25 protein-coding genes are annotated in these 25286 nt (G+C 58.0%); 14 read left to right on the top strand and 11 right to left on the bottom strand.

Annotated features, from left to right (window positions below):
• Window positions 1–35: 35 nt before the first annotated feature.
• The 4 genes from ACVWZ1_RS00125 to cobN all read left to right on the top strand — a co-directional run bounded on the left by ACVWZ1_RS00125 (window position 36) and on the right by cobN (window position 4633).
• Window positions 36–1100: an ABC transporter permease gene (locus ACVWZ1_RS00125; protein ID WP_457502218.1), complete on the top strand. Its 1065-nt coding sequence runs from the start codon at window positions 36–38 to the stop codon at window positions 1098–1100.
• Window positions 1101–1267: 167 nt separating this feature from the next.
• On the top strand, window positions 1268–1495 hold the full coding sequence (locus ACVWZ1_RS00120; protein ID WP_457502217.1) for a gamma-glutamyl-gamma-aminobutyrate hydrolase family protein: 228 nt from the start codon (window positions 1268–1270) through the stop codon (window positions 1493–1495).
• A gap of 619 nt (window positions 1496–2114) precedes the next feature.
• Window positions 2115–2405, top strand: a complete 291-nt coding sequence (locus ACVWZ1_RS00115; protein WP_457502216.1) for a hypothetical protein — start codon at window positions 2115–2117, stop codon at window positions 2403–2405.
• A complete protein-coding gene (gene cobN / locus ACVWZ1_RS00110) occupies window positions 2393–4633 on the top strand; it encodes a cobaltochelatase subunit CobN (RefSeq protein ID WP_457502215.1) in 2241 nt (746 codons plus the stop codon). Before ACVWZ1_RS00115 ends, cobN begins: the two co-directional genes overlap by 13 nt.
• 205 nt (window positions 4634–4838) lie before the next feature.
• On the opposite strand, the gene ACVWZ1_RS00105 is transcribed toward cobN, so the two are convergent.
• Window positions 4839–5138 carry an RNA recognition motif domain-containing protein gene (locus ACVWZ1_RS00105; protein ID WP_457394815.1) on the bottom strand — a complete coding sequence of 100 codons (300 nt, stop codon included), beginning with the start codon at window positions 5136–5138 and terminating at the stop codon, window positions 4839–4841.
• Between the two features lie 246 nt (window positions 5139–5384).
• Window positions 5385–8123 carry a valine--tRNA ligase gene (locus ACVWZ1_RS00100; RefSeq protein ID WP_457502214.1) on the bottom strand — a complete coding sequence of 913 codons (2739 nt, stop codon included), beginning with the start codon at window positions 8121–8123 and terminating at the stop codon, window positions 5385–5387.
• Between the two features lie 178 nt (window positions 8124–8301).
• Here ACVWZ1_RS00100 and ACVWZ1_RS00095 point away from each other — a divergent pair, with 178 nt between their 5' ends.
• Window positions 8302–8865: a hypothetical protein gene (locus ACVWZ1_RS00095; protein ID WP_457465600.1), complete on the top strand. Its 564-nt coding sequence runs from the start codon at window positions 8302–8304 to the stop codon at window positions 8863–8865.
• Window positions 8866–8925: 60 nt separating this feature from the next.
• On the opposite strand, the gene ACVWZ1_RS00090 is transcribed toward ACVWZ1_RS00095, so the two are convergent.
• Window positions 8926–9738, bottom strand: a complete 813-nt coding sequence (locus tag ACVWZ1_RS00090) for a phosphatidate cytidylyltransferase (RefSeq protein WP_457465599.1) — start codon at window positions 9736–9738, stop codon at window positions 8926–8928.
• Between the two features lie 326 nt (window positions 9739–10064).
• Between ACVWZ1_RS00090 and pdhA the strand changes: the two genes are divergently transcribed.
• Together pdhA and ACVWZ1_RS00080 are read left to right on the top strand one after the other, a co-directional pair.
• Complete coding sequence (gene pdhA / locus ACVWZ1_RS00085; RefSeq protein ID WP_414350741.1) at window positions 10065–11066, top strand: pyruvate dehydrogenase (acetyl-transferring) E1 component subunit alpha; 1002 nt, start codon at window positions 10065–10067, stop codon at window positions 11064–11066.
• Window positions 11067–11322: 256 nt separating this feature from the next.
• Window positions 11323–12909 (top strand): NAD(P)H-quinone oxidoreductase subunit 4, encoded by a 1587-nt coding sequence (locus ACVWZ1_RS00080; protein ID WP_457502213.1) that lies wholly within the window; start codon window positions 11323–11325, stop codon window positions 12907–12909.
• Window positions 12910–13113: 204 nt separating this feature from the next.
• On the opposite strand, the gene ACVWZ1_RS00075 is transcribed toward ACVWZ1_RS00080, so the two are convergent.
• Complete coding sequence (locus tag ACVWZ1_RS00075) at window positions 13114–13293, bottom strand: hypothetical protein (RefSeq protein WP_011431964.1); 180 nt, start codon at window positions 13291–13293, stop codon at window positions 13114–13116.
• Between the two features lie 346 nt (window positions 13294–13639).
• On the opposite strand from ACVWZ1_RS00075, the gene ACVWZ1_RS00070 reads away from it, so the two are divergent.
• Both ACVWZ1_RS00070 and ACVWZ1_RS00065 read left to right on the top strand, forming a co-directional pair.
• On the top strand, window positions 13640–14251 hold the full coding sequence (locus tag ACVWZ1_RS00070; RefSeq protein WP_457502212.1) for a hypothetical protein: 612 nt from the start codon (window positions 13640–13642) through the stop codon (window positions 14249–14251).
• Between the two features lie 115 nt (window positions 14252–14366).
• The gene (locus ACVWZ1_RS00065) at window positions 14367–14561 is read left to right on the top strand and encodes a hypothetical protein (protein ID WP_414409501.1); all 195 of its coding nucleotides are present in this window, start codon (window positions 14367–14369) and stop codon (window positions 14559–14561) included.
• Between the two features lie 115 nt (window positions 14562–14676).
• Here the strand turns inward: ACVWZ1_RS00065 and ACVWZ1_RS00060 are convergent, their stop codons facing one another.
• Both ACVWZ1_RS00060 and murD read right to left on the bottom strand, forming a co-directional pair.
• Window positions 14677–15801 carry an FtsW/RodA/SpoVE family cell cycle protein gene (locus ACVWZ1_RS00060; protein WP_457502211.1) on the bottom strand — a complete coding sequence of 375 codons (1125 nt, stop codon included), beginning with the start codon at window positions 15799–15801 and terminating at the stop codon, window positions 14677–14679.
• Window positions 15746–17188, bottom strand: coding sequence for a UDP-N-acetylmuramoyl-L-alanine--D-glutamate ligase (gene murD / locus ACVWZ1_RS00055; protein WP_457502210.1), 1443 nt, complete (start codon window positions 17186–17188; stop codon window positions 15746–15748). Before murD ends, ACVWZ1_RS00060 begins: the two co-directional genes overlap by 56 nt.
• Here murD and ACVWZ1_RS00050 point away from each other — a divergent pair.
• Both ACVWZ1_RS00050 and ACVWZ1_RS00045 read left to right on the top strand, forming a co-directional pair.
• On the top strand, window positions 17180–17347 hold the full coding sequence (locus tag ACVWZ1_RS00050; RefSeq protein ID WP_457502209.1) for a hypothetical protein: 168 nt from the start codon (window positions 17180–17182) through the stop codon (window positions 17345–17347). The two genes, murD and ACVWZ1_RS00050, sit on opposite strands and share 9 nt — an antisense overlap.
• A gap of 138 nt (window positions 17348–17485) precedes the next feature.
• On the top strand, window positions 17486–18529 hold the full coding sequence (locus tag ACVWZ1_RS00045; RefSeq protein ID WP_457502208.1) for an AI-2E family transporter: 1044 nt from the start codon (window positions 17486–17488) through the stop codon (window positions 18527–18529).
• 163 nt (window positions 18530–18692) lie between these two features.
• Here ACVWZ1_RS00045 and ACVWZ1_RS00040 read toward each other — a convergent pair whose 3' ends face one another.
• Together ACVWZ1_RS00040 and argC are read right to left on the bottom strand one after the other, a co-directional pair.
• Entirely contained in the window at window positions 18693–20138 is a 1446-nt protein-coding gene (locus ACVWZ1_RS00040; protein WP_457502207.1) for a hypothetical protein, read from the bottom strand.
• 38 nt (window positions 20139–20176) lie between these two features.
• Window positions 20177–21283, bottom strand: coding sequence for an N-acetyl-gamma-glutamyl-phosphate reductase (argC, locus tag ACVWZ1_RS00035; RefSeq protein WP_414355341.1), 1107 nt, complete (start codon window positions 21281–21283; stop codon window positions 20177–20179).
• Window positions 21284–21512: 229 nt separating this feature from the next.
• Here argC and ACVWZ1_RS00030 point away from each other — a divergent pair, with 229 nt between their 5' ends.
• Complete coding sequence (locus tag ACVWZ1_RS00030; RefSeq protein WP_011431955.1) at window positions 21513–21797, top strand: hypothetical protein; 285 nt, start codon at window positions 21513–21515, stop codon at window positions 21795–21797.
• Between the two features lie 136 nt (window positions 21798–21933).
• On the opposite strand, the gene ACVWZ1_RS00025 is transcribed toward ACVWZ1_RS00030, so the two are convergent.
• Both ACVWZ1_RS00025 and ACVWZ1_RS00020 read right to left on the bottom strand, forming a co-directional pair.
• Window positions 21934–22662: a 2-phosphosulfolactate phosphatase family protein gene (locus ACVWZ1_RS00025; RefSeq protein ID WP_457502206.1), complete on the bottom strand. Its 729-nt coding sequence runs from the start codon at window positions 22660–22662 to the stop codon at window positions 21934–21936.
• A gap of 26 nt (window positions 22663–22688) precedes the next feature.
• Window positions 22689–23462, bottom strand: coding sequence for an ABC transporter permease (locus tag ACVWZ1_RS00020; RefSeq protein WP_414428344.1), 774 nt, complete (start codon window positions 23460–23462; stop codon window positions 22689–22691).
• Window positions 23463–23524: 62 nt separating this feature from the next.
• Between ACVWZ1_RS00020 and purS the strand changes: the two genes are divergently transcribed.
• Both purS and purQ read left to right on the top strand, forming a co-directional pair.
• Window positions 23525–23782: a phosphoribosylformylglycinamidine synthase subunit PurS gene (gene purS, locus ACVWZ1_RS00015; protein ID WP_414355348.1), complete on the top strand. Its 258-nt coding sequence runs from the start codon at window positions 23525–23527 to the stop codon at window positions 23780–23782.
• 172 nt (window positions 23783–23954) lie between these two features.
• Window positions 23955–24632, top strand: coding sequence for a phosphoribosylformylglycinamidine synthase subunit PurQ (gene purQ, locus ACVWZ1_RS00010; protein ID WP_414413454.1), 678 nt, complete (start codon window positions 23955–23957; stop codon window positions 24630–24632).
• A 30-nt stretch (window positions 24633–24662) separates the two neighbouring features.
• On the opposite strand, the gene ACVWZ1_RS00005 is transcribed toward purQ, so the two are convergent.
• On the bottom strand, window positions 24663–25073 hold the full coding sequence (locus tag ACVWZ1_RS00005) for a response regulator (RefSeq protein ID WP_414343594.1): 411 nt from the start codon (window positions 25071–25073) through the stop codon (window positions 24663–24665).
• Window positions 25074–25286 lie beyond the last annotated feature (213 nt).

Here is a 25286-nt window from a genome sequence, read left to right as displayed (position 1 = left end):
ATCTTAAGTTTAAGAATCCTAGGAAGTGTTAAAGCATGGCGGGAATAGCGGAATCGGGCCGGTCGTGGGTGTCTCTAGAGCGTACCTGGGTAATCCAGGGATTGGCTTGGCTGGCAGCGCTGCTATTTGTGGCGGGGGTGATCCTGCTGGCGGGGGCTTCACCTCTCCAGGTGGCGGCCAGCATGTGGCAGGGGGCCTTCGGCACTGAAGCTCAGTTTGGCCGGGTTTTGGCAACGCTGGCTCCCCTTGTCCTCTGCTGCTGTGGGCTGGTGTTTACGTTTGTTGCCGGTCTCTACAACTTGGGCATCGAAGGGCAAATGGTGGTCGGGGCAATTGCGGCCACGTTTCTGGTGCGTCTGGAAGCGGGATGGTTGCCGCCGCCACTGGCCATTACCTTGGCGCTTTTGGCCGGGATCCTGGGCGGGGCGGGCTGGGGCCTGTTGGCTGGGATCCTGAATGTGTGGGGGCGGGTCAACGAGATCTTCGCTGGGCTGGGGCTGGATTTTGTTGCCCAAGGTTGGGTGCTCTACCTGATCTTCGGCCCTTGGAAAAGGCCGGGGGTGGCTTCCATGAGCGGGACGGAAGTGTTGGATCCCCGTCTGTGGTTGCCCACCTGGGGGCGGTCAGAGGCCAGTCCGGTGGCGTTGCTGCTGGCCCTGTTGGCTTTGGCCCTGACGGTGCTGGTGGTGGGCAACACTCGCTTCGGCCTGCAGTTGCGGGCGGTGGGGAAAAACCCTGTAGCTGCTTTCCGGTTGGGGATCCCGGCTACCCGCAGGTTGCTCATGGCATTTGCCTGCTGTGGGGGCTTAGCAGGGCTGGCGGGCGCCTTGCAGGTGTTGGCTCTGTTCCATCGCCTCATCCCCAATATCTCCAGCAATTTGGGCTTTCTGGCCTTGTTGGTGGTGATGCTGGCAGGCTTTAACCCCCTGCTGATTTTGCCGATTGCCTTTTTCTTCAGCAGTCTTAACATCGGCAGCTTGCAACTGCCTCTCTCTTTGCAATTGGAGTCTTCTTTGGCCGGTGTGATTCAGGGATCCCTGGTGTTGTTCGTCTTGCTGGCCCAAGGGATCAGCCGCCGCTACTTCCTTGGGAAAGGTTAATGGCTTCGGCGATTTCTGGGATCCCTTTGCGTTAGCGTTGCGCAACAACGAGATTTAACTCCTATCGCGGGGGAAAACTTTGGATTTTTCTGCTCAGGACAGTGGTGCGGTTCCTCTGCTGTAGGCATAGCACCATCAACATCGGGAAATAAGGTTATCGTAGAAGGATGAATCGGACATCCCCTTTTTCAAATCGACCGCTCATCGGCGTTACCACCCGCAACCGCAATGACGAGGGAGACTTTGTAGCGCCAGGCCGTTATGTGGACGCCATTCGCGCTGCCGGAGGGATCCCTGTTCTTTTTCCCCCAGGCGAAAGCGAGCCCCAGGTTTTGCTGTCTTGGGTGGATGGCCTGGTGTTGACCGGTGGCGGCGACCTGATACATTTACGCTGAACACTGCTGAGCATTACTGCTCAACGGTGAAGCGATCGCATCCTGTCCACTGCTGAACAGAAAGGCGGTATCCCGCAAAGCCCTGAGCATAACACCCAGAGCGCCGTTTCAACGACGTCTCACTACCAATTTTCTGCTTTACTTTGGCTACCCTGCCGGCAGACTCGAAAGTAGGCAGAAGGATCAACCGATAGTAAGCCGTGCTGAACATATTATGCATTATTTTCAGCATGGTTGAGCGTATCGTTGACTAAGTCACCTCTGCCCCAGCACCTTTCGCGGTAGCGGGACGGAGTCCTTTCGCGTCAGCGGGACGGAGTCCTTGTGGGCATGAAAGATGTCTTGGTACTCAAATACGCTCGTTAGGCTGAGGCTTTGCCAGGGCGGGATCCCTCTGCGGCAGCTCAACACCCCAGTAGCCAGCAGAAAGCTGCCCCATGCTAGGCTCTAGGCGGTGCTGCCCTAGTCGGCAAGGGGGGACTTGAAGGATATGAAAAAAAGGGTGGGCAGGGTAGTTTTCGCAAGTGCTTTAACTTTTTTTGCCAGTTCAATTCTTCTGAGAGCCTACGGTTCGCATTCAATCGAGTGGGCTCGCCAGTTCGGAACTCCTGCGAATGAGGTGGCTGACTCTATTGCTGTCGATCGCGCCAGCGGTGCGGAGCACTTTCGCGCCAGCGGTGCGGAGCACTTTCGCGCCAGCGGTGCGGAGCACTTTCGCGCCAGCGGTGCGGAGCACTTTCGCGCCAGCGGTGCGGAGCACTTTGGACAGGGCAATGCTTGGGTAGCGGGAACCACTACGGGAGCCCTTCCTGACCAGTTGAGCGCTGGGCGCTGGGGTGCTTCTGTGCTTCAAGTACAGTCGCTAAGCCTGAGCTTCCTTCCCTTGGGAGAGCGGCCATGCACCGAATAGCTGCTTTGCCAGGGGGATGGGATCCTTCCCAATCCGGCGTCATTTTCTTGGAGCAGGATCCCGCTCCCATCGTTATCCTTTCGGCAGCCGATACGGATCTCACGGCCTTGAGCGCAGCCCTGCGCCTGTTGCCCGGCGATTTTCCGGCGGTGCGGGCGGCCAATTTGTTGCAGTTGCAACAGCCCCTAAGCCTGGATGACTATGCCGAGAGGGTGCTGCGGCGGGCGCAGGTGGTGCTCCTTCGCCTGTTGGGGGGAAGGGCCTACTGGAGCTATGGCCTGGAGGTGGCCAAGCAGGTGGCCGCCGTTCGCGGTAGCGGGCCGGAGTCCTTGGAGGGATCCACCCTGATCGTCATTCCTGGGGACGATCGCCCCGACTGGGATTTGGTGAGCCATTCCACTGTGCCCCTGGCGGTGGCGGATCGGGTGTGGCGGTACTGGCTGGAGGGGGGAGCGGAGAATGTGGCTGCCTGTCTGCTGTTGCTGGCGAGGGAGTTTCTGGGGGGCCAATATTCGGTGCCGGATCCTCAAGTGCTGCCGCGTCTGGGGATCTATCAACCCCCTGTAGCTCCGCCGGCGGATCCCCAAGCTCCCAAGGTGGGGATTTTACTCTACCGGGCCCATGTTCTGGCGGGGAATACAGAGCCGGTGGATCAATTGGCAAAAGCCTTGGTGGAGCGGGGGCTGCAGCCTCTGTGCCTTTACACCTACAGCCTTCAAGATCCCGACTTGCCCCAGGCCGTTCGGGATCACTTTGGCAGCCAGATTGACCTGTTGCTCAACACCACCAGCTTTTCTCTGGCGCGGTTGGACAGCCACCAGCCCGACGTGAGGCTGTGGCAGGAGTTGGATGTGCCTGTTTTGCAGGTAATCCTCAGCGGTGGATCCCGGCAGAGCTGGGAGGACTCCACGCGAGGACTGGGAGCGCGGGATCTGGCCATGAATGTGGCTTTGCCGGAGGTGGATGGGCGCATCATCAGCCGCGCCGTTTCCTTCAAGGCGGTTCAACAGCGGGATCCCCACTTGCAAACGGAGGTGGTGGCCTACGTGGCTGTGCCGGATCGGGTGGAGTTTGTAGCAGATCTGGCAGCCAACTGGGTGAAACTGCGGCGCACCCCTGCCAACCAGCGCCGTCTGGCTCTGATTTTGGCCAACTACCCCAGCCGGGACGGGCGACTGGCCAATGGGGTGGGTCTGGATACCCCTGCCAGTTGTGTGGAAATTCTCAAAGCTTTGGCGGGAGCTGGCTACTCAGTAGATCCCCTGCCCCAGACTGGAGATGAACTCATCCATTGGCTAACCGAAGGCCAGACCTACGACCCCTTGGGATCCCTGCGCCCGGCTCGGCAATGCCTTTCTGCTGCCCTTTATCGAGAGTGGTTTGCCCGCTTGCCTGAGCCCATCCAAGCCAACCTCATTCAGCAATGGGGGAATCCGCCCGCCCAAAACATCCCCATCGCCGGTCTCCAGTTGGGGCACGTTTTTGTTGGCATCCAGCCCCCGCGGGGCTACGACCGGGATCCCTCGTTGAACTACCACGCCCCGGATCTGGTGCCCCCCCACGAGTACCTGGCTTTTTACCTGTGGTTGCGGCAGGTCTTCGGCACTCAAGCGGTGGTGCATGTGGGCAAGCACGGCAACCTGGAATGGCTGCCCGGCAAGGGATCCGCTCTTTCCGCCACCTGCTACCCGGAGGTTGCTCTGGGGCCAATGCCCCACTTCTACCCCTTCATCGTCAACGACCCAGGAGAGGGATCCCAGGCCAAGCGGCGAGCCCAGGCAGTGATTATCGACCACCTCACCCCGCCCCTTACTCGTGCTGAGCTGTACGGCCCCCTGGCGGATTTGGAACGGTTGATGGATGAGTACGTGCAGGCCCAACAGATGGATCCAGGCCGCTGCCCGCTGATTCGCGCCCAGATTCAGGAGCTGGTTCGAGCAGAGCATCTAGACCAACAGTTCAACCTGGAAAAAGAAGAAGATTGGAATCGCCTGGATGGCTATCTTTGCGAGCTAAAAGAATCCCAGATTCGCGATGGGCTGCACATCTTTGGCCGGATCCCTGCCGGTGAGCAGCTTATCGATCTGGTGGTAGCGCTGGCCCGCTACCCCGGCCACGGGCAACTGGGGATTACTCAGGCCATTGCCCGCGATTGGGGATGGGACTGGGATCCCTTGACCGCCGACCTGACAGATCCTTGGCCAGAGGGATCCCCGAACTCGCCGTAACCCAAGCCAAGCGTCTTATTTTCCTCTCTCAGGGAGCAAGGAAGAATCTTAAGAGTAAGAGGAGTTGATCGGGATCCCTCATCAACTCCTCTGTTGGAACAATGGAAGCAGGCTAGAGAAACAGCCGGATCCCGGAATCGTAGCCCAAGACCGGCTCGCGCCTAGGTGCCCCCTGGCCAGCTACCGGGAAGCCCTAGCGGGCGTTTCAATAGCGAGATTGAAAACTCCGCCGCCGCTCACCACCACCGAAAGCAGGGCGTTCTTCCCGGGGACGAGCTTTGTTCACCTTGAGGTCGCGCCCCATCCATTCTGCCCCATCCAGAGCAGCAATGGCAGCCTGCTCCTCTGCTTCAGAGCTCATTTCCACAAACCCGAAGCCCCGAATGCGGCCTGTCTCACGGTCAGTGGGGATCTGCACCCGCTTCACAGAACCGTACTCAGCAAAAACAGCGGTCAAATCCGCTTCTGTCACCTTAAAGGAAAGGTTGCCAACATAAATCGACATAGACGATCTCCGAAAGAGAGAGTAACAAAGGGTGAGATGTTCGGAGAGCCGTCTGCCAATACAAAACGTGAAAATCCGTCAAGACCAGAAGAAACGAGCACTACAACCGATAACAATCTCAACTTCTATCCTAACACAGAAGCAGGGGTTCACCACTTCGATTTCGCGAAATTCTGGGGACATTGCCTTCACACCCCAACTGGCCCGGCCCAAACACTCCGCTGCCCTACCTGCGCTGACGCCACCTCAGCCCAGCTTCTCCAGCCTGGATCCCAGTAACCTCATCTGGGCTTCCAGCTCTGCCAGTTGTTCCTGACTGGCTTGCACCACCTCAGGGTTGGCCCGGTTGAGAAAATTGGGGTTCTCCAAGCGGGCGCGGATCCCTTGGGCCTCTTTTTCCAGTTTGGCCAGGTCTTTTTGCAGTTTGGCCCGCAGCGCTTCCACATCCACCAGTCCTGCCAAGGGCATCAGCACCTGCACCGTGCCCACCACTGCAGCCGCCACCTGTTTGGGCTCCGTGGCCAGGGATCCCGTAATCTCCAAAGCCTCGGCCTTAACCAGATCCCGGATATAAGCTTGGGCAGCCGTCAGGATCCGCTGCTCGGCGGGATCGGTAGTGAGCAAAAGGGCCCTGATGGTCTGATGGGGCTTGAGGCCGGCTTCTGCCCGCAGGTTGCGCAGGCTGGTAATGGTTTGGATCACCAAGCCAAACTCCCGCTCCAGTTGGGGGTCGATCCAACTGGGATCCGGGGTGGGATAGGGCTGCACAGAGATGGAAGTGGTTTGATTGACCTGGGTGAGCAGCTGCCAGATCTCCTCGGTGATGTGGGGCATCCAGGGGTGCAGCAGTTTGAGAATGGTTTCCAAAACGATGGCCAGCACCTGCTGCGCTGTGCGCTTGGAAGCCAAGTTTTCTCCCCGCAGCCGGGGCTTGACCAGCTCGATGTACCAGTCGCAAAAGTCATCCCAAATGAGAGAGTAGAGCAGGCGCGCCCCCTCGCCCAGGCCATAGGCTTCCAGCTCGGCGATAACTTGGGTGGCCGTGGAGTGCAGCCGCGACAGGATCCAGCGATCGGCCAGCTCCAGCGCTTCGGGGGCAGGGGATCCCAGTTGGGCAGGGGTTTGCCCCTCCAAGTTCATCAACACAAAGCGGGAGGCGTTCCAGATCTTATTGGCAAAGTTGCGGGCGGCCTCTACGCTGGCGCTCTCCCCCGTCTTGCGGTCGTAGGCCAGGCGGATATCCTGCCCTGCCCCCACCACCTCTTTGACCAGGGCATAGCGCAGGGCGTCGGTGCCGTATTTGTCCAGCAGCTCCAGGGGATCGATGCCATTTCCCTTGGTTTTGGACATTTTCGCCCCGTGCTCATCCCGCACCAGGCCATTGATGTACACATCTTTGAAGGGGATCTGGCCGGTAAATTGGGATCCCATCATGGCCATGCGGGCCACCCAGAAGAAAATGATGTCAAAGCCCGTGGACATCAGGGAGTTGGGATAGTAGCGTTTGAAATCCTCGGTCTCTTCCGGCCAGCCCAGGGTTGAAAAGGGCCACAGAGCAGAGCTAAACCAGGTATCCAGCACATCGGGATCCTGTTCCACCCGCTCAACTTCTGGGCCAAACTTTTCCCGTGCCTTGAGCAGCGCTTCCTCGCCGTTGCGGGCCACCACAAAAGCTTGGGGATCCTCGAGAAGCTGGCCATTGAGGACTGGATACCAAGCTGGGATCTGATGGCCCCACCACAACTGCCGAGAAATGCACCAGGGGCGCAGCTTTTCCAGCCAGCCCGTGTAGACTTTGGTCCAGCGCTCAGGGATAAAGCGGGGGCTATTTCGTTGGTATTCCTCTTCCAAACAGCGAGCCCCCATCCCCGAGACATCGCAAAACCACTGAATGGAAAGCAAAGGCTCGATGGGCACGCCGCCGCGGTCGCTGTGGGGAACGGTGTGGGTGTAGTCCTCCACCTTCTCCAGCAGGCCATGTTCGGCAAACCACTGCACCACCTTTTCTCGGGCCACAAAGCGATCTAGGCCGGTGAAAGGATCCCCGTTTTCGTTGAGGGTGCCGTCTTTATTGAGGATGTTGATGAAGGGCAATTGGTGCCGTTTGCCGATTTCAAAGTCGTTGGGGTCGTGGGCCGGGGTAATTTTCACACACCCGGAGCCAAAGGAGGGATCCACATACTCATCCGCAATGATGGGGATGAGGCGATTTTTAATGGGCAGGCGAATGAACTGGCCGATGAGATGGCAATAGCGCTCGTCTTGGGGGTTCACCGCCACCGCCGTATCCCCCAGCATGGTCTCGGGCCGAGTGGTGGCCACCACCAGATACTGGCTGGGATCCTCGGCCAAGGGATAGCGAAAATGCCACAGGTGGCCCTTGACCTCTTTGTCGTCTAGCTCAATGTCTGACACCGCCGACTGGGTGGCCGGGCACCAGTTCACCAAATACTCGCCCCGGTAAATCAACCCCGCCTCGTATAGCCGCACAAACGCCTCGGTTACCGCCCGGCTCAGCCCCTCGTCGAGGGTAAAGCGATCCCGCGTCCAGTCCAGCGAGAGACCCAGCCGCCGCAATTGGCTCTTGATAGCTCCCTGCGACTGCTCCTTCCAAGCCCAAGCTCGCTCCAGAAAAGCCTCGCGGCCCAGATCGAAGCGGGTCTTGCCCTCTTGGCGCAGTTGGTTTTCCAGGATGGTGTGCACGGCGATGCTGGCATGGTCTGTGCCGGGCAGCCAGAGCACGTTGTAGCCGCGCATCCGCTTGTAGCGCGTCACCACATCCGGCAGGGTAAAGGCAAAAGCATGGCCCATGTGCAGGTTGCCCGTCACATTGGGCGGGGGCAGCACCATGCTAAAGGCCTCTCCCGGCGCCTTGGGATCCGCCACGTAAAAGCCCTTCTCCTCCCAAAAGCGCTGCCACTTCGGCTCGGTCTCGAAGGGGTTGTACTGGCTGGGCAGGTTGACAGAGGAAATTGCAGCAGTCATGGGGAGAATAGGCCAACGGCTGAGAAGGATGAATCACTTTGATGAATCACTTTATAGAGTAGCAGTTCAACCCTTTGCCCTTCGGGGTAGAGTGGCCCATCGGTCTTGACCCTAATCACACGGCTAGAGAGGGATTTCGAGCTAGGGTACTACCATCCTCAGCTTTGGGTACGGCGTTATGTCCAGATCATTGACGGCAACGGTCCTGATGGCTCTGATGGCTCTATCCCCTGGGATCCCTGCCCTCGCGCAACAAGAGTGGTGGAAACGCTCAAAAGACGACATCCTGCTTTGTTATGGGCAGCCCGTCGATCCAGCCTCTCTGCCGGGTTTTGAGGTTTGCTTGAGTGCCCGCCGCCACCCTGATGAACAATCCCGGCTGGTAGGCCTGTATTTTGTTCCGTACAGCGATTACGTCTTTTGCTTCGTAGGTACAGAGAAGCCCAATAGCTCAGAGTGGACTCTTGTGGGTCGAAGTGGAGAGTTCGTGTTTGGCCTAGATCGCCCTCTGGCCCCTTCTGAACTAGAAGGGGAGACCCCTTGGATTATCCAGCGAAAAGCCCGCATTCTCGAGGTGGAGGGGGATCCTGTTGCCAGTTTCAGGCAACTGGTGGTTTACGACGAAACCGAGTTGGATCTGAAGGGGTTTGCCATAGTGAGTGCACCTCCAGGGCACTTCGGGGATTCCATTTTGCCAGAAGTGTTTTTGGAGCGGCCCGAATGCCAGGCAATTTTGAATTGAGGGCCTTCCGCACCTTCGGCTAGTGGGCGCTCCTGGGTTTGGCAAACTTGCAAGCTGGCTCTACAGCCCAGAGTAAGCGTTGAGCCATTCCATAAAATAAAACACCAGCGGCCCGGTGAATACGTAGCTATCCCCCCGATCCAAAATGCCGCCGTGGCCTGGGATCAGATCCCCGGAATCTTTGACGCCGGCATCTCGCTTCATCAGCGATTCGGTCAGGTCGCCCAGCAGGCTGGTCAACCCGATCAAAAACCCCAACACGCTGCCGCTCAGCCAGCTCCAGGGCCAGCTCAGGGCGTGGGCTCCGGCCACGGCCAGGGCCATGCTGGCGGCAATGCCGGCTACTGCCCCTTCCACCGTTTTCTTCGGGCTGAGGATGGAGAGCTTGGTGCGCCCAAAGGCCCGACCACACAGGTAGGCCCCTACATCTGCGGCGATCACGCAGCCAATGGCCAACAGCGTAATCCATAGCCCTTCGCCAATGCCCTTGGATAAAGACAAAGCCCTGACCCGAATCCAGAAGCTGGGCAGCAACGCACAGTAGAACAACCCCAAAATCGAGGTGGCAATATCGGCAATGGTGGCCACCTTGGGCTTAAAGAGCAAATAAAAACAAATGATGGATCCCGCCACAATAAAAGCAGGGCTCGTCCATTCCGGCTTGACCTGCTGCAAAATCACCAGCACCTGGCTGGAAAACATGGTGGTGCGCATGGCCGGCGCATTGCCTTTGGCTTGCACCAAGCGAAAAAACTCCAGTTGGGCCAAAAAAATGATCAGCCCAATGGCTGCGGTGAAATACCAGCCCCCTAGCAGGGTGACCGCCAACGCAAACAACACCGCCGCAAAACCGCTAACCCAACGGGCTCCCATGGGCGCACCCCGTCACGTTGGCTGGCCAAATACCTCTTGCCCCCGGCTCCAGCAGATCGACGTCCAAGCCGAGAGCAGAAGAAACCCCCCCTCTGGTGTTCAAGATTCGCGTTTGCGGGACGGAGTCCTGATGCGGCTGCTGCAATGGAAACGCCTCTTGCCCTAGCCTTTCAGTTTAACTCCCTTGGCCTCGAAACAACCGCTTTCGGCCCTGTAGGATGGGATTTCCAGGTAAGGTGGCAGACAGACTGGAGCATGAGATAATGGGCAAACCGCAAAGCTCACTGCTGACCGCCTAAGATACCTCTGATTCGTTGCACCGCAGCATGGTTCAAGAACTTACTTCGCGCTCCACAACTGCTCGCATTTCTGCCGAAGAGGCTCGTCTTCTTTATGAAGACATGGTGCTGGGCCGCCTGTTTGAAGACAAGTGCGCCGAAATGTACTACAAGGGCAAGATGTTCGGCTTTGTGCATCTGTACAACGGCCAGGAGGCCGTCTCTACGGGGGTGATCAAGGCGCTCAAGCCCACCGACTACGTGTGCAGCACCTACCGCGATCATGTGCATGCCCTCAGCACCGGGATCCCGCCGCGGGCGGTCATGGCAGAGTTGTTCGGCAAGGCCACCGGCTGCAGCAAGGGTCGGGGTGGTTCCATGCACCTCTTCTCGGCGGAGCACAATTTCTTGGGGGGCTATGCCTTTGTGGCCGAAGGGATCCCAGTGGCGACGGGGGCTGCTTTTTCTGCCAAATACCGGGGCACTGACCAGGTAACCGCCTGCTTCTTTGGGGATGGAGCCTGCAACAACGGCCAGTTTTACGAGTGCCTCAACATGGCCGCCCTCTGGAAGTTGCCCATCGTCTATGTGGTGGAAAATAACTTCTGGGCTATTGGCATGGCCCATGAACGCGCCACTTCCGACACCGATATTTACCGCAAAGGCCCGGCTTTTGGCATGCCCGGCTACCAGGTGGATGGGATGGATGTGCTGGCGGTGCGAGAGGCGGCCCAACAGGCCATTGCCCGCGCCCGCGCCGGAGAAGGCCCCACCTTGCTAGAGTGCATCACCTATCGTTTTCGGGGCCATTCCCTTGCCGACCCTGACGAGCTGCGCAGTCCTGAGGAAAAAGAGTTCTGGCGGCAGCGGGATCCCATTAAACAACTGGAACGCTATGCCCTGGAGCACAACCTAATGTCCGAGGCAGACTTCCAAGCCATCCACGCGGAGGTCAGCGCCGTGATTGAGGACGCGGTTCTTTTTGCTCTGGAAAGCCCAGAGCCAACCCTGGACGAGCTGCACCGTTTTGTCTTTGCCGAAGACGAGTAGATCCTGGCCACTTCCCCGGTAGCGGGGGAGTCGCTTGCCGGGGGATCCCCACAAGGTTCTCTGGCCAGCTCGGGCGGCCTATCCACCCGACGGAGCGCTATCGCGCCGGATCCCTTGAGGATCCTCGATGATTGGCATTGGAGAAACCTTCTCGAGATCTGCGCTATTGCGCAGATTTTTTTGTAAATATCGCTTCCCATTTGTTTACACAGCTTCATATCATTGAGGTATCGAGCATGAGTATTTATTCCTGGTCATGAGCAATCCTCTTGAGTTTCCCTGGCTGTCGGTGCTGGTGCTCTTGCCTCTGCTGGCAGCCTTTGGGATCCCCTTGATCCCCCAGAGCCGTTGGGTGCGTTGGTGTGCCCTCGCTGTGGGGGCTTTTGATTTGGGCCTGATGGTCTATGTCTTTGCGCGGCACTATGACCTGCAGGACTTTTCTCTGCAACTGGCGGAGCGCTACGCCTGGGTGCCCCAAATTGGGTTCCACTGGTCGCTGGCGGTGGACGGCCTGTCCTTGCCGCTGGTGTTGCTGTCGGGTTTGATCACGACCCTGTCGATTGTGGCGGCTTGGAATCTCACCCATAAGCCGCGTTTGTTTTTCTTCTTGCTGCTGCTGATGTACGGTGCCCAGGTGGGCGTGTTTCTGGCGCAGGACATGCTTCTATTCTTCCTGATGTGGGAGATTGAGCTGGTGCCGGTCTATCTGCTCATCTCCATTTGGGGTGGGCCGAAGCGCCAGTACGCCGCCACCAAGTTCATCCTCTACACCGCCGCCGCCTCCATTTTTATCTTGGTGGGATCCCTGGCGATGGCCTTCTACGGCGAGGGCTTCAGCCTGGAGATGGCAGAGCTGAGCGCTAAGTCTTACCCACTGGCCTTGGAGCTGTTGGCCTATGCGGCTTTGCTGATTGCCTTTGGGGTGAAGCTGCCGATTTTTCCGCTGCACACCTGGCTGCCGGATGCCCACAGCGAAGCCTCTGCTCCCATTTCCATGATCTTGGCGGGAGTTCTGCTCAAGATGGGGGGCTATGGCCTGATCCGCATGAATGTGGGCATGTTGTCGGAAGCCCACGTGTACTTCGCCCCGGTGCTGGCGGTGTTGGGTGTGGTGAACATCATTTACGGGGCGTTGGCGGCCTTTGGTCAGAACCATCTCAAGCGGCGCTTGGCCTATTCGTCCATTGCCCACATGGGCTTTGTGTTGATCGGGATCTCCGCCTTCACGGAGCTGGGCATCAATGGGGCAGTGCTGCAGATGATCTCCCACGGTCTGATTGCCGCGGTTCTGTTCTTCCTGACGGGGATCACCTACGAGCGCACCCACACCCTTGCCCTCGACAAGTTGGGAGGGTTGGCCAAGCAGATGCCGAAGGCTTTTGCCCTGTTTACAGCGGGATCCCTGGCCTCTCTGGCGCTGCCGGGGATGAGCGGATTTGTGGGTGAGCTGACGGTGTTCTTGGGCTTGACCACCAGCGATGCCTATGCGCCGACCTTCAAAGCTGGAATTGCCCTGCTGGCGGCAGTGGGTATCATTTTGACGCCCATTTACTTGCTCTCCATGCTGCGTCAGGTGTTCTACGGGGCTCAGGATCCCGGCCTAGTTTTGGAAGATTACCTGGGGGATATGCGCCCGCGGGAAATGGCGGTGGCCCTCTGTCTGCTGTTGCCGATTCTCGGCATTGGCTTCTACCCACGCCTGGCTACCCAAACCTACGATGTCACAACGGTGGCGGTAGCTGCCCAGTTGCGCAGTGTGTTGGCAACTGAAATCGTGCAGCGGCCTTTCTTCCCCTCGCCAGTGCAACCGGCCCAGGTGGCAGCTCTGCCCCTGGAGGATTGAAAGGAGGTCGAGGGCTCGGCTTCCCTTTGTTCGGTCTTTCTCTATCTACTTCTTCTCTGTCCAGAAGAGCTGGTGTTTGAGGAGCAGCCCCACTCAACATTCAGCTCTTCTTTTGTTTTTTTTAAGTTTTAAGGTTGGGTTTGGGATCCGGGATATCCCTGGGCTGGGATTTTCTTGTGGCCGATTGTTCTTGCGCCGTCCATTCTATCGGTGATCGGTATGAATAGAGTTTTGTTCCATCAGGTTTAGCTGCACCACCAACCACCAGAGGGTTACATCGGAATAGGTTGCCCGGCGCTTGAGCCGAGAAATGGAGTGTACCGGGTTTTGGCTGTCGATCATCCACTCAGAAGCGATGATTTGGCCGCGTTGCTGAGCATTCATTGTTTCTCCCTCCGCTCGCAAACTGCTCAATACTTAGAATGGCTAATATTTAGGATGGCGAATTTGCACGGGAGCGTGTGAAAAAATATATTACGCAGGGATCCCCAAAATCGGCTAACTTTCTTAGCAATGAGGATCTCATAAGCCGTTGAGTTGCTGAGTTGCCGTCCGGGGATGGGAAAAATGTTGCAGAAGGGGTAAAAGGTTGGGCGAGGGGATTGCCCCTATCTTCACAAGTCTTAAAACCTAGAAAGATTCTATTTTCTCTTGACTTGTCTGTGGGTCTGAATTCCACCTCCCTTCGCCGGCCTCTGCAGCAGCAACCCTTGAGAAGTCTGAGATCCCGATGAGAGCCCCCCAGCCAGCCTCTGCTTTTGGAGAAGTGGTGGAAGCCAACACCACAACCTTTGTGGCCCAGTGCTTCGAGCCGGAACGTCTGACCTTCCCACCCATGCCTGCTCTCGGCAGTTGGACGCGCTCCCAAGACGAAGAGACCGGCAACCTAATCTACGGGGTGGTTTGCTATGCCGCCATCGCCCCCATCGACACCGTCCACCGCGCCAGGGCTTTGGGCCTCTCCCCTCAGGAGCTGCGGGAGCAACAGCCCCAAATTTTTGCCATGTTGCGCACCGATTTCCGCGCGGCCATTGTCGGCTTTGTCAGCGGGGGACGAGTCTACCAGTACTTGCCGCCACGGCCTCCCCAGATTCACCAGCCGGTTTATCTCTGCTCCGATACGGAAGTGAGGGAATTTTGCCGCTCTTTCGAGTTTTTGCGCACCCTACTACAGGTTAACGGGATCCCAACCGATGAGCTGGTGGCTGCCGTGATCCGCCAGACTTACCGAATCCTGAACCGAGATCGCAACTGGCTTTTACAGGCAGGTCGGCAGTTGAGCTCTCTGTTGCGGGATGATTATGAGCATCTCAGCGCAATTTTACGAAAGATTGAAGCCTAAGCGAAGAAATATTGAGAATGGCCTTGGATCCTTCTTGAGTCAGGTCGGGGGGTGATAATCTGAGGCCGTTTCCTAATGAAGTTTATTCCTTTTGTATCCTCTTTCTGCTGTAAAAATGTTTAACAAATTCAATCCTTCTGACAAACCCTCCAAAGGCAATTGGGCAGGTCGCACCTTTTCCGCTGCTACGGGCGCTTCGGTGGCAGCCGGCGTTTGCATTGCCCACGGTCAACCGGCTCATGTGTCACTGTTGGTGGCTTGTTGTGCGACCGTATTTGCCCTCGTTTTGGATGAAATGGGCTGGATCTAGGCTCGGTTGCAACGTCAGCTCTGGATTTTGCCGCATAAGAAGCCGGTCTAAAGCAGAGGCCAACCAATAGGGATCCCTGGCCCTCTGGGTTTGCTGCTTGGGTGAAAGGATCCCTTCATCTTGCTTCGCGGGCTGCCCGCACCAACAATCCTGCTGTGATCAGCCCTGCCAGAATGGAGCTACCCCCATGGCTGAACAAAGGCAGGGGCACGCCTGTGGTGGGCAAAATCCCAGTGACCACGCCGATGTTCATCAGTGACTGACCCACCAAAAACATCAGGCAGCCGCAGGCTACTAAGCGAATGGTCAGCTCTCGACAGCGCCCCATCACTCGCCAGCCCAGCAAGGTGTAGAAAGTCAGCAACCCCAGAAAGAACAGGGATCCGGCCAAGCCAAACTCTTCTGCATACACCGAGAAGATGAAGTCGGTGTATTGGATGGGCAGGTAGAACAGCTTTTGCTGGGAAAGGCCATACCCTTTGCCCCACAGGCCGCCGGAGCCAATGGCCAACAGGCTTTGCACCAACTGATAGCCATCCCCTTGGGCGTTACCCCAGGGATCCAAAAAGGCCAGGATGCGCCGTCGTTGGTAATCTTTGCTGAGAATGCTCACCACAGCCGCCAGAATCCCCAGCCCCGCTGTGGCCAAAAGGGTGAAAGCTGGGATCCCGGCGGTCCAAGCCATAGCCCAGAGGGTGAGGCCGCAGATGGCCGTGGTGCCCAGGTTGGGCTGGGCGAGGATCCCCAAGAGCGCAAAGGCGAAGATAACCACCCAGAGGATGCGGAACCAGAGGGGATGGTGAAACCAGCGGCCAAAGATCCAGGATCCCTGCAAGACCAACAGGGGCTTGAGCAATTCCGAGGGCTGGATAACAGGGATCACCTTCAAATCCAGCCAGCGGCTGGCTTCCAGGCGGGAAACCCCCAACCCCGGCACCTGGGTGGCCCACACCAGGCCAACTCCCAGCAAGCAGAGGATCCCGGCCCAGGGGAACCAGCGCCGCAGCGGGATCTGCACCAGAGCCCAGAAACAGCCCAGACCCAACCCGGCCCAGAGCAATTGCCGCTTGAAAAAGTAGAGGCCATCGCCGGTGATCCGCTGAGCCACCGGGTAGGAAGCGGAAAACAGCATCAGCAGCCCCAGCACCAGCCAGATCAAGGTGAGCCAGCGCAGCCAGCGAGCCTCAGCATTCCAGGGATCCCTGAAGGGCTTGGCAGCAGGCTCGGAAATGGTTGCCACGGTGTTCAAAGCTGGAGTACTGGTCAAAACTGGCACAAGCGGGGGACAGCAAAACGGTGATGGGTTGAGCGGGCTTCCCCAAGCTCTGAGCTTGACGGGAAAGGGAACAAGCCGCTGCAAAGGCTCTTTCCACCGCTACATCTAGGGTTGGCACCAGCTCAACGTCAGTATAGTGGATCCCCTGGAGGGCCTCCGCCAGGGCTGGGGCAGACTCCCCCATCAGCACCACGCGGGCCACCTTGGCCCGAATCAACTGCAGCCAGGCACTGGGATCCCCCTGCTTGGCCCTTCCCCCGGCAATCAGAATAATGGGTGGGGAGAGGGCGTTGAGCGCCACCCAGCCGGCCTCGTAGTTGGTGGCCTTGCTGTCGTTGACAAAGCGGATAGGGGTGGATCCCACCTGGATTTGCGCCACCCGCTCCAGTCGATGGGGCATGCCGGCAAAAGATCGGATGGCTTTTTGAATGGCAGCGTTGGGGAGCCCAGCTAGACGTGCTGCTGCTGCCGCCAAGAGCAGGTTTTGCAGGTTGTGTTGGCCAGGGCAGCGTTCTGCAAAGTCCTCCAGCTCCGCCACCATCTCCCCCTGGATGTAGAGGCGGTTTTCCCGCAGGTCAAGGGTTGCGGTGGGATCCCGGTCACAACAGCCTTGGGTAGCAACAAGGGAAGTCCAATAGGTATTTTCCCAGTCCTGCCGGCGGCAGCACAGGTAGGGATCCTCGCCGTTGAGCACCCGCCACTGAGCCCGATCCAAAAGGCGAGCCTTAAAGCTGGCATAGCGCTCCAGCGTCCCATGCCGTTCTAGGTGATCGGGGGTGAAGGTGGTCCACACCCCAATACGCGGCGGGCCTCCAGGAGTACTGCTCATGAGGCGGCTGCTGGCTTCCAACTGATAGCTGCTCAGCTCCGCCACGATCCAATCCGGCTTGAGCTTTCCCTGGAGCGTTGCCAAAGCCACTTGCGACAGGGGCAGGCCAATGTTGCCGCAGGGGATCCCTTGCAACCCCGCCGCCTTGAACATTTCCGCCACCAGAGCCGTGGTGGTGCTTTTGCCGTTGGTGCCGGTGATCCCCACCCAGGGTAGGTGGTCAAGATAGATCCAGGCCAGCTCCGCCTCTCCCACCACCGGGATCCCCTGTTGACGCACCGCCTGCAGCAGCGGGTGATCCCAGGCAATGCCCGGACTGACCACCACCTGCTCCACTCCTTCGGCCAGTTGAAAAGGCTGCCCCAGCCGAACCGGGATCCCTTCCTGATTGAGCTCGGCCTGCCGCTGTCTGAGAAGAGGGGAATCTTGCTCATCCCAAACCAGCACTTCATAGCCCTGGGCCCGCAACAGTCGCGCTGCCGCCAGCCCCGCAATGCCTAACCCCAAAACTTGATGTCGCACGTTGGTTTCTACTTCTTTTCTGGGATCCCTGCTTGGATCTTACCGGTCACGTCCTTGACCCGCATGTTTTTGTTCGACATTCCCCTTGCTTACGGGGGTGGCCAGTTGGTGGCGTGGGTGGAGTTTTCTTGGCCGCCTGGATGGCTAACTTGGGAATAGGTTGGAAACCAGTCCGCTGGCCTTGTCCCAATGAGCACTGTTAGCTAGGCAGACACCCAGATCTACCCGAATCAACATCCCGATGTGATACCGCAAGAGATTAAGCCAAGATAGGAAAACCATTCAGACGGGAGCCTGATGCCTGCCCCTTCCCGTTGGCCTGGTTGGGCTAAACTCAACAACTCTCAGTTGTTGCGCATTTTACTGACCTTGGCTTGTGCTTGGGCGATATCCCAAGTGCTGGCTTATTTTGAGCTGGTCATCACTATTTTTGTGTTGGCGGCTATTCTGGCCTATTTGCTCAGCTATCCAGTGGGTTGGTTGAGCCGCTTTTTCTCTCACAATTTCTCAGTTTATTTGGTAACTTTTATTACGGTTATTCTCCTGTCCAGTATGACCGCAGTGCTGGGCCTGACATTAATTTCGCAGTTACCTCAGCTTCAAGAGAGTATTGCGGCATTTCTGAATACTATTTTCGATGCCATTGATCAGTTGGAGCGCCTGCTGGGAAATTTTAACATTACAGTCGATATCCAAGAATTTGAGCAGCAAATCAAAGACCAAACTCTAAACCTGTTGGGCTCTGGTGTGTTGACTTTGCGCATCTTGCTCTTGGGTTTGGTCAATCTGTTTTTAATCTTCATCGTTGCTTTTTTCATGCTTTTAGATGGCAAGCGACTGTGGAACTTATTTCTAAAACCCTTTCCAGAAGATTGGAAAGATCGAATTACCGAGAGTGTACGACGGAACTTCCTGGGATTTTTCTGGGGTCGGGTTGTGCTGTCATTTTTCTTTGCCATCTCAACCTTTCTGGTATTTTTACTGCTTGAGATCCCTTCGGCACTAACTTTAGCTTTGATTGCAGGGCTGTTTGACTTGATTCCGGGAATTGGAGCCACTATTGGCATTAGCTTAATTGCTCTAATTGTCTTACCGCAAAGTGTATGGCTTTCTATCCAGGTTTTGGTGATCTGTATTTCTCTGCAGCAGGTGGAAGAAAACTTGCTCTTGCCCCGTGTGATGCAGGGATCCCTGAACATCAGCCCGGTGGTTATGTTTTTCTCCCTCTTTGTGGGTGGCACTGTGGCCGGTTTGCTGGGGGTGTTCTTGGCTATTCCGGTGACGGGGGTATTGATCAACCTGCTGGAGATCGATGAGATGAAAGGGGATCCGAAGCGGTGAGGTTCACCCAAAGCTGACCCTGGGGGTAGATGTTTCGCCGGGCACCATCTACAACCTGTACAGATTTGTCTTTGGCGTGGAGAAGATCCCGCCTACCCTGCCGGCCTCACCTTGTGGATGCTATGGGAGTTGTCTGCAATTTTCTTTCCTATGCATCATCAGTTCAATCTTCCAAAGGATCCAACTTGGGATCCAGACTCTTGGCAGTCAGACGCAGAGCCTCCGCCTGCTCCATTACCCGTGGAGCTTGCGCTGCCGTTTCAAGGCCCTGGCGATAGCTCTCCCACAGGGGCATTTCCGGGTAGGTCTGCTGCAACTCGCTGATCTGATCCAGAAGGGCCTCCAGCCAGCCAGCCGTGCTCCAGGTGAGCAGAAACTGGAAGGGGTTCCACAGGTTGAGCTGCCGCCCCAATTCATTTAAGCTCTCGTTGCGAATGGGCGGATCGAAGATGTCCGCCACGGTCATCAACTGGCGGGCCAGTAGGGGTCTGAGGATTTTCTCGGCAGCTTCCACCACAGCGGGGATGGCAGCTTGGATCCGGTCGGGGCTGGGAATATTCCGCGCTTGGGGCAAGGCTTGCAGCACCAACTCCAGTCGTCGCCCTGCCTCTGCCGATTCCAAAGCCGATTCCAGGGTGGTGCCCACGCTGAGAAACACTTCTCCCGTCAGCAGCCGCACTGCATCGATGACCAGGTGATACAAGGGAGGGATCACGAGCTTGATCCACTCGCTCTGGAAAAACTCCCGCAGCCGCCGTGCCACATAGTCCCCTACTTGGGTGGTCTGGATCCCCACTTGGGTCAGATTGAGATACCAGTCGGGGGGGGATCCCTTGGGATCCAGCCAACGGCGCAGCGTTTGCCATTCTTCTTCTGTGAGGGCAGTTCGTCCCTGTTTTAAGCCGGTTCGCCGCAGCTTGCCCTCGGCATTCAAGAGCTTGCGCAGCTCCGGTGTGCCCAGCAAGGACAAGGCACCTGCCGAACCCACACTGCCGATCTCGATGGCGATCAAGGCGGCCAGCAGGGCGGCTGAGGCTTTCACCTGGATCTGGCCGGCTTTGTCCATGTTGCTCTGCACCGCTGTCGCGACCACGAGAGGCAGGCGGCTGTTGCCATAGGCACGGGCACTCATCGCCTCTAGAGCAGAGCGTTGGTCAGAGGTTAGCGTCTGAGCCCAAGAAGGGATCCCATCTGGATGGGCCGGTTCCTGTAAGCCGTGATACAGTAGGCTGGCCACCCAAGCTCGATCTGCAGCCCGCCGCAAAGAGCCGATGACCACTTCCCATTGGCAGGGGTTGAGCAGGGGCAAGAGCGCTTGCAGCTCTCGGTGGACGGGCTCTGGGGATCCTGCCGTTCTCGACTGTTCCAGAGCGCTTTGCAGCCGATCCCGCGCCTCTCGGCACAGCCCGCCCCACTCCAGTTGCAGGCGAGCCAGGGTTTGTTGCACCGTCTCTTCAGAGCGCCGGGGCAGATCCTGCCAGCCTGCTTCCAGTTGCCGCCACAGCCCCTCCCAGTTCAGGCCCTCAGCAGCACCATTCACGGGATCCGAGGCAACCTTTGCGCTGGGCGAGGCATTTTGGGGCAAAGCGGGATCCAGAGGTTCAGACATGGACAGAACCGGCCTCAAGGGGATTACCGGCATTATAGCTAGGGGTAAAACGCCAGCCGAGGCAAACCCAACGTTTCCGGCCATCCCATCATCAGGTTGAGACACTGCACCGCCTGCCCTGCTTGCCCTTTCATCAGGTTGTCGATCACCGACAGGACGATAACGCGGTTGGTGCGGCTGTCCACCTCCACCCCGATCATGCAGGTGTTGGTGCCGGAGACCCATTTGGTTTGCGGGTAGACCCCCCGCGGCAGCACCTTCACCCAGGGAGATTGGCGATAGAAAGCGTTGTAAATGGTGAGCAAATCTTCCCCCACAAAGCCGGGATCCCGCAGGGTGGCATACAACGTGACGTGGATCCCCCGCACCATGGGCACCAGATGAGGCGTAAATTGCACGGTGATGGGGGTGTGGGTCAGGTCGGTGCAGGCTTGCTCGATCTCGGGCGTATGCCGGTGCTGGGCCACTCCATAGGCTGCCAGAGAGCTGTCCACTTCGGCAAACAGGGATCCCACCTTGGGGGTACGGCCTGCCCCCGAAACGCCGGATTTGGCATCGAAAATGAGGCTGTCCAGCTCCACCAACCCCTGCCGCAGCAGAGGGGCAACCGCCAACAACGAGGCAGTGGGATAGCAGCCGGGACAGCCTACCAGTTGGGCTTGGGCAATCGCCTCGCGGTAAAGTTCCGGCAACCCATAGACCGCCTGCTCATTGGCCTGGCGATAGGCAGGGCTGGGCCAGTTGGGATCCGTCTGACCCATGCGGTACCAAGATTGGTAGGTGGCCAGGTTGCGAAAGCGGTAATCTGCCGACAAATCCAAGACTTTGCACCCCTTGGCCAGCAAAGGCGGAGCCAGCTCAGCAGCCAGCCCATTGGGGAGAGACAAAAACACCACATCGCTGTTGGCGGCAATGCGATCCACCTCTACCGGCTGAACGGTCAGATCCACCGCCTGGGCCAACTGGGGATAGAGATCCCCGTAGCGCTTGCCGGCGCTGTCTTGCCCAGCCAGGTAGGTGATCTGCACGCCAGGGTGCTCGCTCAGTAACCGCACCAACTGTACCCCTCCGTAGCCGGAAGCGCCGACGATGCCAATGCGGACAGGCTCTGTGGGGTGGGGTGGGCGGGGCGCCATGTTGGCCATGGGGGGGCTGCCTGTGCAAGAGGGTTGCGTGATGGCTTGCCTTAAGTTCTATCGCATTTTCTTACCCCATTTGACGCTGCATCTTGTCCATTCGCGTTTTCATTCGCGTTAGCGTTGCGTGGCCATCCAGGGGGATTTGTTATGCTGGGTTCACCTGAGCCGCTCGGGCCTTGGCAGCGGCTTCCGTAATATCTGTCTATGTTCTGTGTAGCTTTCTAATCTGCGGTCTATGCACTATGAGCGATTGATCAACATGGTCTTGCGGGCCTACGGCCAAAGCAGCCGCCATGGCCTGGATCAGGAAACTCTGACCCTCTACTCAGAAGGCCCCTACACCCTCTACAAGCTCACTTCCCATTTCGATCGCCGCTCCATTTTTGTGTTGGCCCAGAATCAGCGGGATATGTTTGTTTCTGGCGATGCGTTTAACAACAAGCTGATCCCAGGAGAATGGCAGGCGTGGCTGCACCAGAAAGCGCTGGGCATCGCTCCCGACACGGCACAAGCAGGTTAGCCGAAGACCATATCTGGCGTGGAAGGATCCCCAAGCCTACGCCCGGCCTGTTGAGATCCAGCCCATGCTGACAATGGCCGCCTACGTCCAGCTCAGAGGGTGGTGGGATCCACAGGTCGCTCCACCTGTCCAGAATCTACCCGCCACTGGCCAAAACCCCAGGCTGAACCTGTCGGGGCACCACCGAGAGACGATCCAGATCGGCACAGTAGGCCAGATCCTGATCGTTTTCCGGCCCCAGACCCAATAGCCGTTGCCCGTGGCTAGAGCGCCGCAACAAACCCAGCAGATCATCCTGCCAAGTTTGGTACAGGGCCAAGGCTGCCACTGCCTCGTCGTTGCCCAACTGGTTCAAAGAGCAGCCCAAGCGATGCAGGATAGCCCCGGCACAGGCAGTATCTTCCAGTGAAAAGGCCCCTTCCCACCCGGATCCCACCAGCCACACCTCGGCAAAGGATCCCCGTCTGAGAAAGTCCACCACGGCCCCCAAGTTCACCAGGGCTGCTGTGATCACCACCGGGATCCCTTCCAGGCGCTGTAGGCTGCGCGTGCCGTTGGTGGTGCTCAGGAAGATGCGCTTGTCCCGCACGCGGTCGGGAGTGTAGTCGAGGGGGGAGTTGCCCAGATCAAACCCCGCCACCGCTTTGCCCCCCCGTTCCCCGGCCAAAAGCCGCTTGGAAGCTGGCCAGTTTTGGCTCACCTCTTGGAGCTGCTGCAGGTGGGCAAACACCTGTACCGCTTCTGCTCCTGCTGCCAGCGCTGTGGCAATGGTGGTGGTGGCCCGCAGCACATCAATGGCCACTGCACACTCCGGGATCCCGGATGAAGGCACCTGTTCAGGCGTATGGAAGTGGAAAAAACGCATGGAGCAAGGGGTAAGGATCGAAAACGTCAGAACTCACGCCGGGCGAACACCAACACCGCCAGAATCAGCAGCAAAAGGGTGTAAACCAAGCCGTAAAGTGCATCTCCGAGAAGTTCTGCTGGGGGTGGAACTTGGCCGTAAACCGCAGCATCTCTCAGATTGAGGCGCTCCAGATCCGGCAGGATCAAATAAATCACCTCAAACACTTTGCTCAATCCGGCCTCTTCCACCAGCTTGCTCAGTTGCAGCAGGGCGCGGCTGGCATGGCCCATCAGGAACAGGGCAATGGTGTAGAGGGTGGCCAGAATCGAGGAAGTGAAAACCCCGAACAGTAGGGCTGCAGCAACGATCAGCACCAGCTCCAAGAAAGTGAAGACCGTCGCCCAGAGAATGGCCAAGAGGGAAATCGGGGCCTGTACCAGCAGCAGGCTGAGCAGAAATACAACTGTCATCAGCAGCACCAGCACCGACAGCAGAGCCGATAGGCCCAGATGCTTGCCGACAATGAACTCTGCCCGGCTCATGGGTTTGGCGATCAGCACATAGACTGTGCGTTTTTCGATCTCTTTGTTCACCAGCCCTGTGCCCACGAAAATGGCCACGATCAGGCCGAAGAAGTGAATGGCCGCCAACCCCAGGTCGGCAATGATTTTGTTGTGGGCCTGGTTGGCCACCTGCGGGATCAAAACAGTGGCTCCCAGCATGGCCACCGCAAATACCATCACCAGGTAGAGAATCCGATCCCGAATCGTTTCCCGGAAAACGTTGTGGGCAATGGCCACCACGCGCGACGCATCCATGGCTGAACCCAAAGCTGTGATGATTCGACTGGTACACTGGTAACAGATCCAGCCTTTATTCTATGCAGTTCCAGGCCCAGATTCAGATTCACCTGCGCCCCTCTGTTCTCGATCCCGTCGGGGCCGCCGTCCAGTCCAGCCTGCATCAGTTGGGGCATACCCAGGTGCGACAGGTGCGCATTGGCAAGCACATCCAACTGCAGCTAGAGGCCCTCGACGCCGAGACCGCCCGCCGCCAGGTGGATGAGCTGTGCCATCAACTGCTGGCCAACCCGGTGATTGAGACTTATCAAATCCAAGTGGATCCCATCGGTGGCTGATTTGATGGGTTCAGGTGATTTGAGGTTGACTTGAGGCGTTCCAAACAACTGTGAAATTGTCCATTTCACGGAGCGCAGTTTTTTCTTAGGGGAGAGAAACTGGGAAAATGTCTCAAGCTCTCTAGGATAGCTACAACCACACCCTCTTCTTTTCTCTCGTCAAGGGATCCCAATGGCTGGCGTGAGGTTTGGCGTTGTTGTTTTTCCGGGTTCCAACTGCGACCGAGATGTAGCCTGGGTAACCCGCGGCCTCTTGGGCTGCCCAACGCGGCTGATCTGGCACCGAGAGACGGATTTGTCGGAGCTGGATGTGGTGGTGCTGCCGGGGGGCTTCAGCTATGGGGATTATTTGCGTTGTGGGGCCATCGCTCGTTTTGCTCCGGTGATGGGATCCCTGAAGGAGCACGCGGCGCGAGGGGGCTATGTGCTGGGCATCTGCAATGGCTTTCAGATCTTAACAGAGGCGGGCCTGCTGCCGGGGGCGCTGGTGCGCAATGCCAACCTGCACTTTATCTGCGACCGAGTGGGGATCCGTATAGAACGGCAGGATCTCCCCTGGACAAGCGCGTATCCCCAGGGATCCACCTTAACCCTGCCCATCGCCCATGGGGAAGGCCGCTACACCTGTGATCCGGATACCCTCAAGCAGTTGCAGGATCGAGGGCAGATCGTCTTTCGCTATGCTCCGGTTGCGCCCAACGGCTCTGTGGACAACATCGCCGGCATTTGCGATCCCAGCGGTCGGATTCTGGGTTTAATGCCCCACCCCGAGCGGGCAGCAGATCCCGATTTGCCAGGGCAAGATGGGATCCCCTTCTGGCAGTCGATTTTGCACAGCTTCGCCGCCTAATTCTTCTTCTCCATTCTTCTCCGGGACAGCTCACTCCTGCCTCGGCCCTTGAGACAACACCTGGCGAACTTGATTCACCATCTCCTCGTGATCCACCACTGGCTTGGCGATATAACCATCCGCCCCGCTCTGGGCCAAGAATGCCTCGCGGTCGCCGCGCATCGCATGGGCCGTCACCAAAATAATGGGGATGGAGCGGCTTTTTGGATCCCCCTTCAGCAGTTGGGCAATGCGGATCCCGTCCACCGCCTCGCCGCGAAAGGTGCTCTGGGACAGGGAAACATCCAACAAAATGACATCCACCTCGTGCCCCTGGGCCAGCTTCAAAATCTGCTCCACATCCTGGCTGTGAAAGACCTCAAAACCTCCCCGCCGTCGCAACACCTTCTCAAAAACACGGGCGTTGATCGGATCATCTTCCACCAGCAGCACTGTTGCCATCGTTAACCCAATCTTGAATCTGAACCCAAGCTAAGCTGTCTCTGGGATCCCAAAAGCCATCCTAAGGCATCCTTAGCGAGTTCAATTTGAGCAGTAGGACAAGCATTCTCCTACAGAGTAGTAAACTACCCGACCCTGACTGCTTCGCAGTACAGGGCGGGCTTAAGGCCTCCGGCCCGCTGGCGCGAACGGTAGCCCTGCAGTTGGCAAGCC

The sequence above is a fragment of the Thermostichus sp. MS-CIW-25 genome (assembly GCF_054060015.1).
Note: the sequence above shows the minus strand (reverse complement) of the source record. Positions and strands in the feature narration are given on the sequence as shown.

Coding starts and splice junctions, on each gene's coding strand:
- ACVWZ1_RS00125 (WP_457502218.1), top strand. CDS start 36: ATGGCGGGAATAGCGGAATCGGGCCGGTCGTGGGTGTCTCTAGAGCGT.
- ACVWZ1_RS00120 (WP_457502217.1), top strand. CDS start 1,268: ATGAATCGGACATCCCCTTTTTCAAATCGACCGCTCATCGGCGTTACC.
- cobN (WP_457502215.1), top strand. CDS start 2,393: ATGCACCGAATAGCTGCTTTGCCAGGGGGATGGGATCCTTCCCAATCC.
- ACVWZ1_RS00105 (WP_457394815.1), bottom strand. CDS start 5,138: ATGTCGATTTATGTTGGCAACCTTTCCTTTAAGGTGACAGAAGCGGAT.
- ACVWZ1_RS00100 (WP_457502214.1), bottom strand. CDS start 8,123: ATGACTGCTGCAATTTCCTCTGTCAACCTGCCCAGCCAGTACAACCCC.
- ACVWZ1_RS00095 (WP_457465600.1), top strand. CDS start 8,302: ATGTCCAGATCATTGACGGCAACGGTCCTGATGGCTCTGATGGCTCTA.
- ACVWZ1_RS00090 (WP_457465599.1), bottom strand. CDS start 9,738: ATGGGAGCCCGTTGGGTTAGCGGTTTTGCGGCGGTGTTGTTTGCGTTG.
- pdhA (WP_414350741.1), top strand. CDS start 10,065: ATGGTTCAAGAACTTACTTCGCGCTCCACAACTGCTCGCATTTCTGCC.
- ACVWZ1_RS00080 (WP_457502213.1), top strand. CDS start 11,323: ATGAGCAATCCTCTTGAGTTTCCCTGGCTGTCGGTGCTGGTGCTCTTG.
- ACVWZ1_RS00075 (WP_011431964.1), bottom strand. CDS start 13,293: ATGAATGCTCAGCAACGCGGCCAAATCATCGCTTCTGAGTGGATGATC.
- ACVWZ1_RS00070 (WP_457502212.1), top strand. CDS start 13,640: ATGAGAGCCCCCCAGCCAGCCTCTGCTTTTGGAGAAGTGGTGGAAGCC.
- ACVWZ1_RS00065 (WP_414409501.1), top strand. CDS start 14,367: ATGTTTAACAAATTCAATCCTTCTGACAAACCCTCCAAAGGCAATTGG.
- ACVWZ1_RS00050 (WP_457502209.1), top strand. CDS start 17,180: ATGTCGCACGTTGGTTTCTACTTCTTTTCTGGGATCCCTGCTTGGATC.
- ACVWZ1_RS00045 (WP_457502208.1), top strand. CDS start 17,486: ATGCCTGCCCCTTCCCGTTGGCCTGGTTGGGCTAAACTCAACAACTCT.
- ACVWZ1_RS00040 (WP_457502207.1), bottom strand. CDS start 20,138: ATGTCTGAACCTCTGGATCCCGCTTTGCCCCAAAATGCCTCGCCCAGC.
- argC (WP_414355341.1), bottom strand. CDS start 21,283: ATGGCCAACATGGCGCCCCGCCCACCCCACCCCACAGAGCCTGTCCGC.
- ACVWZ1_RS00030 (WP_011431955.1), top strand. CDS start 21,513: ATGCACTATGAGCGATTGATCAACATGGTCTTGCGGGCCTACGGCCAA.
- ACVWZ1_RS00025 (WP_457502206.1), bottom strand. CDS start 22,662: ATGCGTTTTTTCCACTTCCATACGCCTGAACAGGTGCCTTCATCCGGG.
- ACVWZ1_RS00020 (WP_414428344.1), bottom strand. CDS start 23,462: ATGGATGCGTCGCGCGTGGTGGCCATTGCCCACAACGTTTTCCGGGAA.
- purS (WP_414355348.1), top strand. CDS start 23,525: ATGCAGTTCCAGGCCCAGATTCAGATTCACCTGCGCCCCTCTGTTCTC.
- purQ (WP_414413454.1), top strand. CDS start 23,955: ATGGCTGGCGTGAGGTTTGGCGTTGTTGTTTTTCCGGGTTCCAACTGC.
- ACVWZ1_RS00005 (WP_414343594.1), bottom strand. CDS start 25,073: ATGGCAACAGTGCTGCTGGTGGAAGATGATCCGATCAACGCCCGTGTT.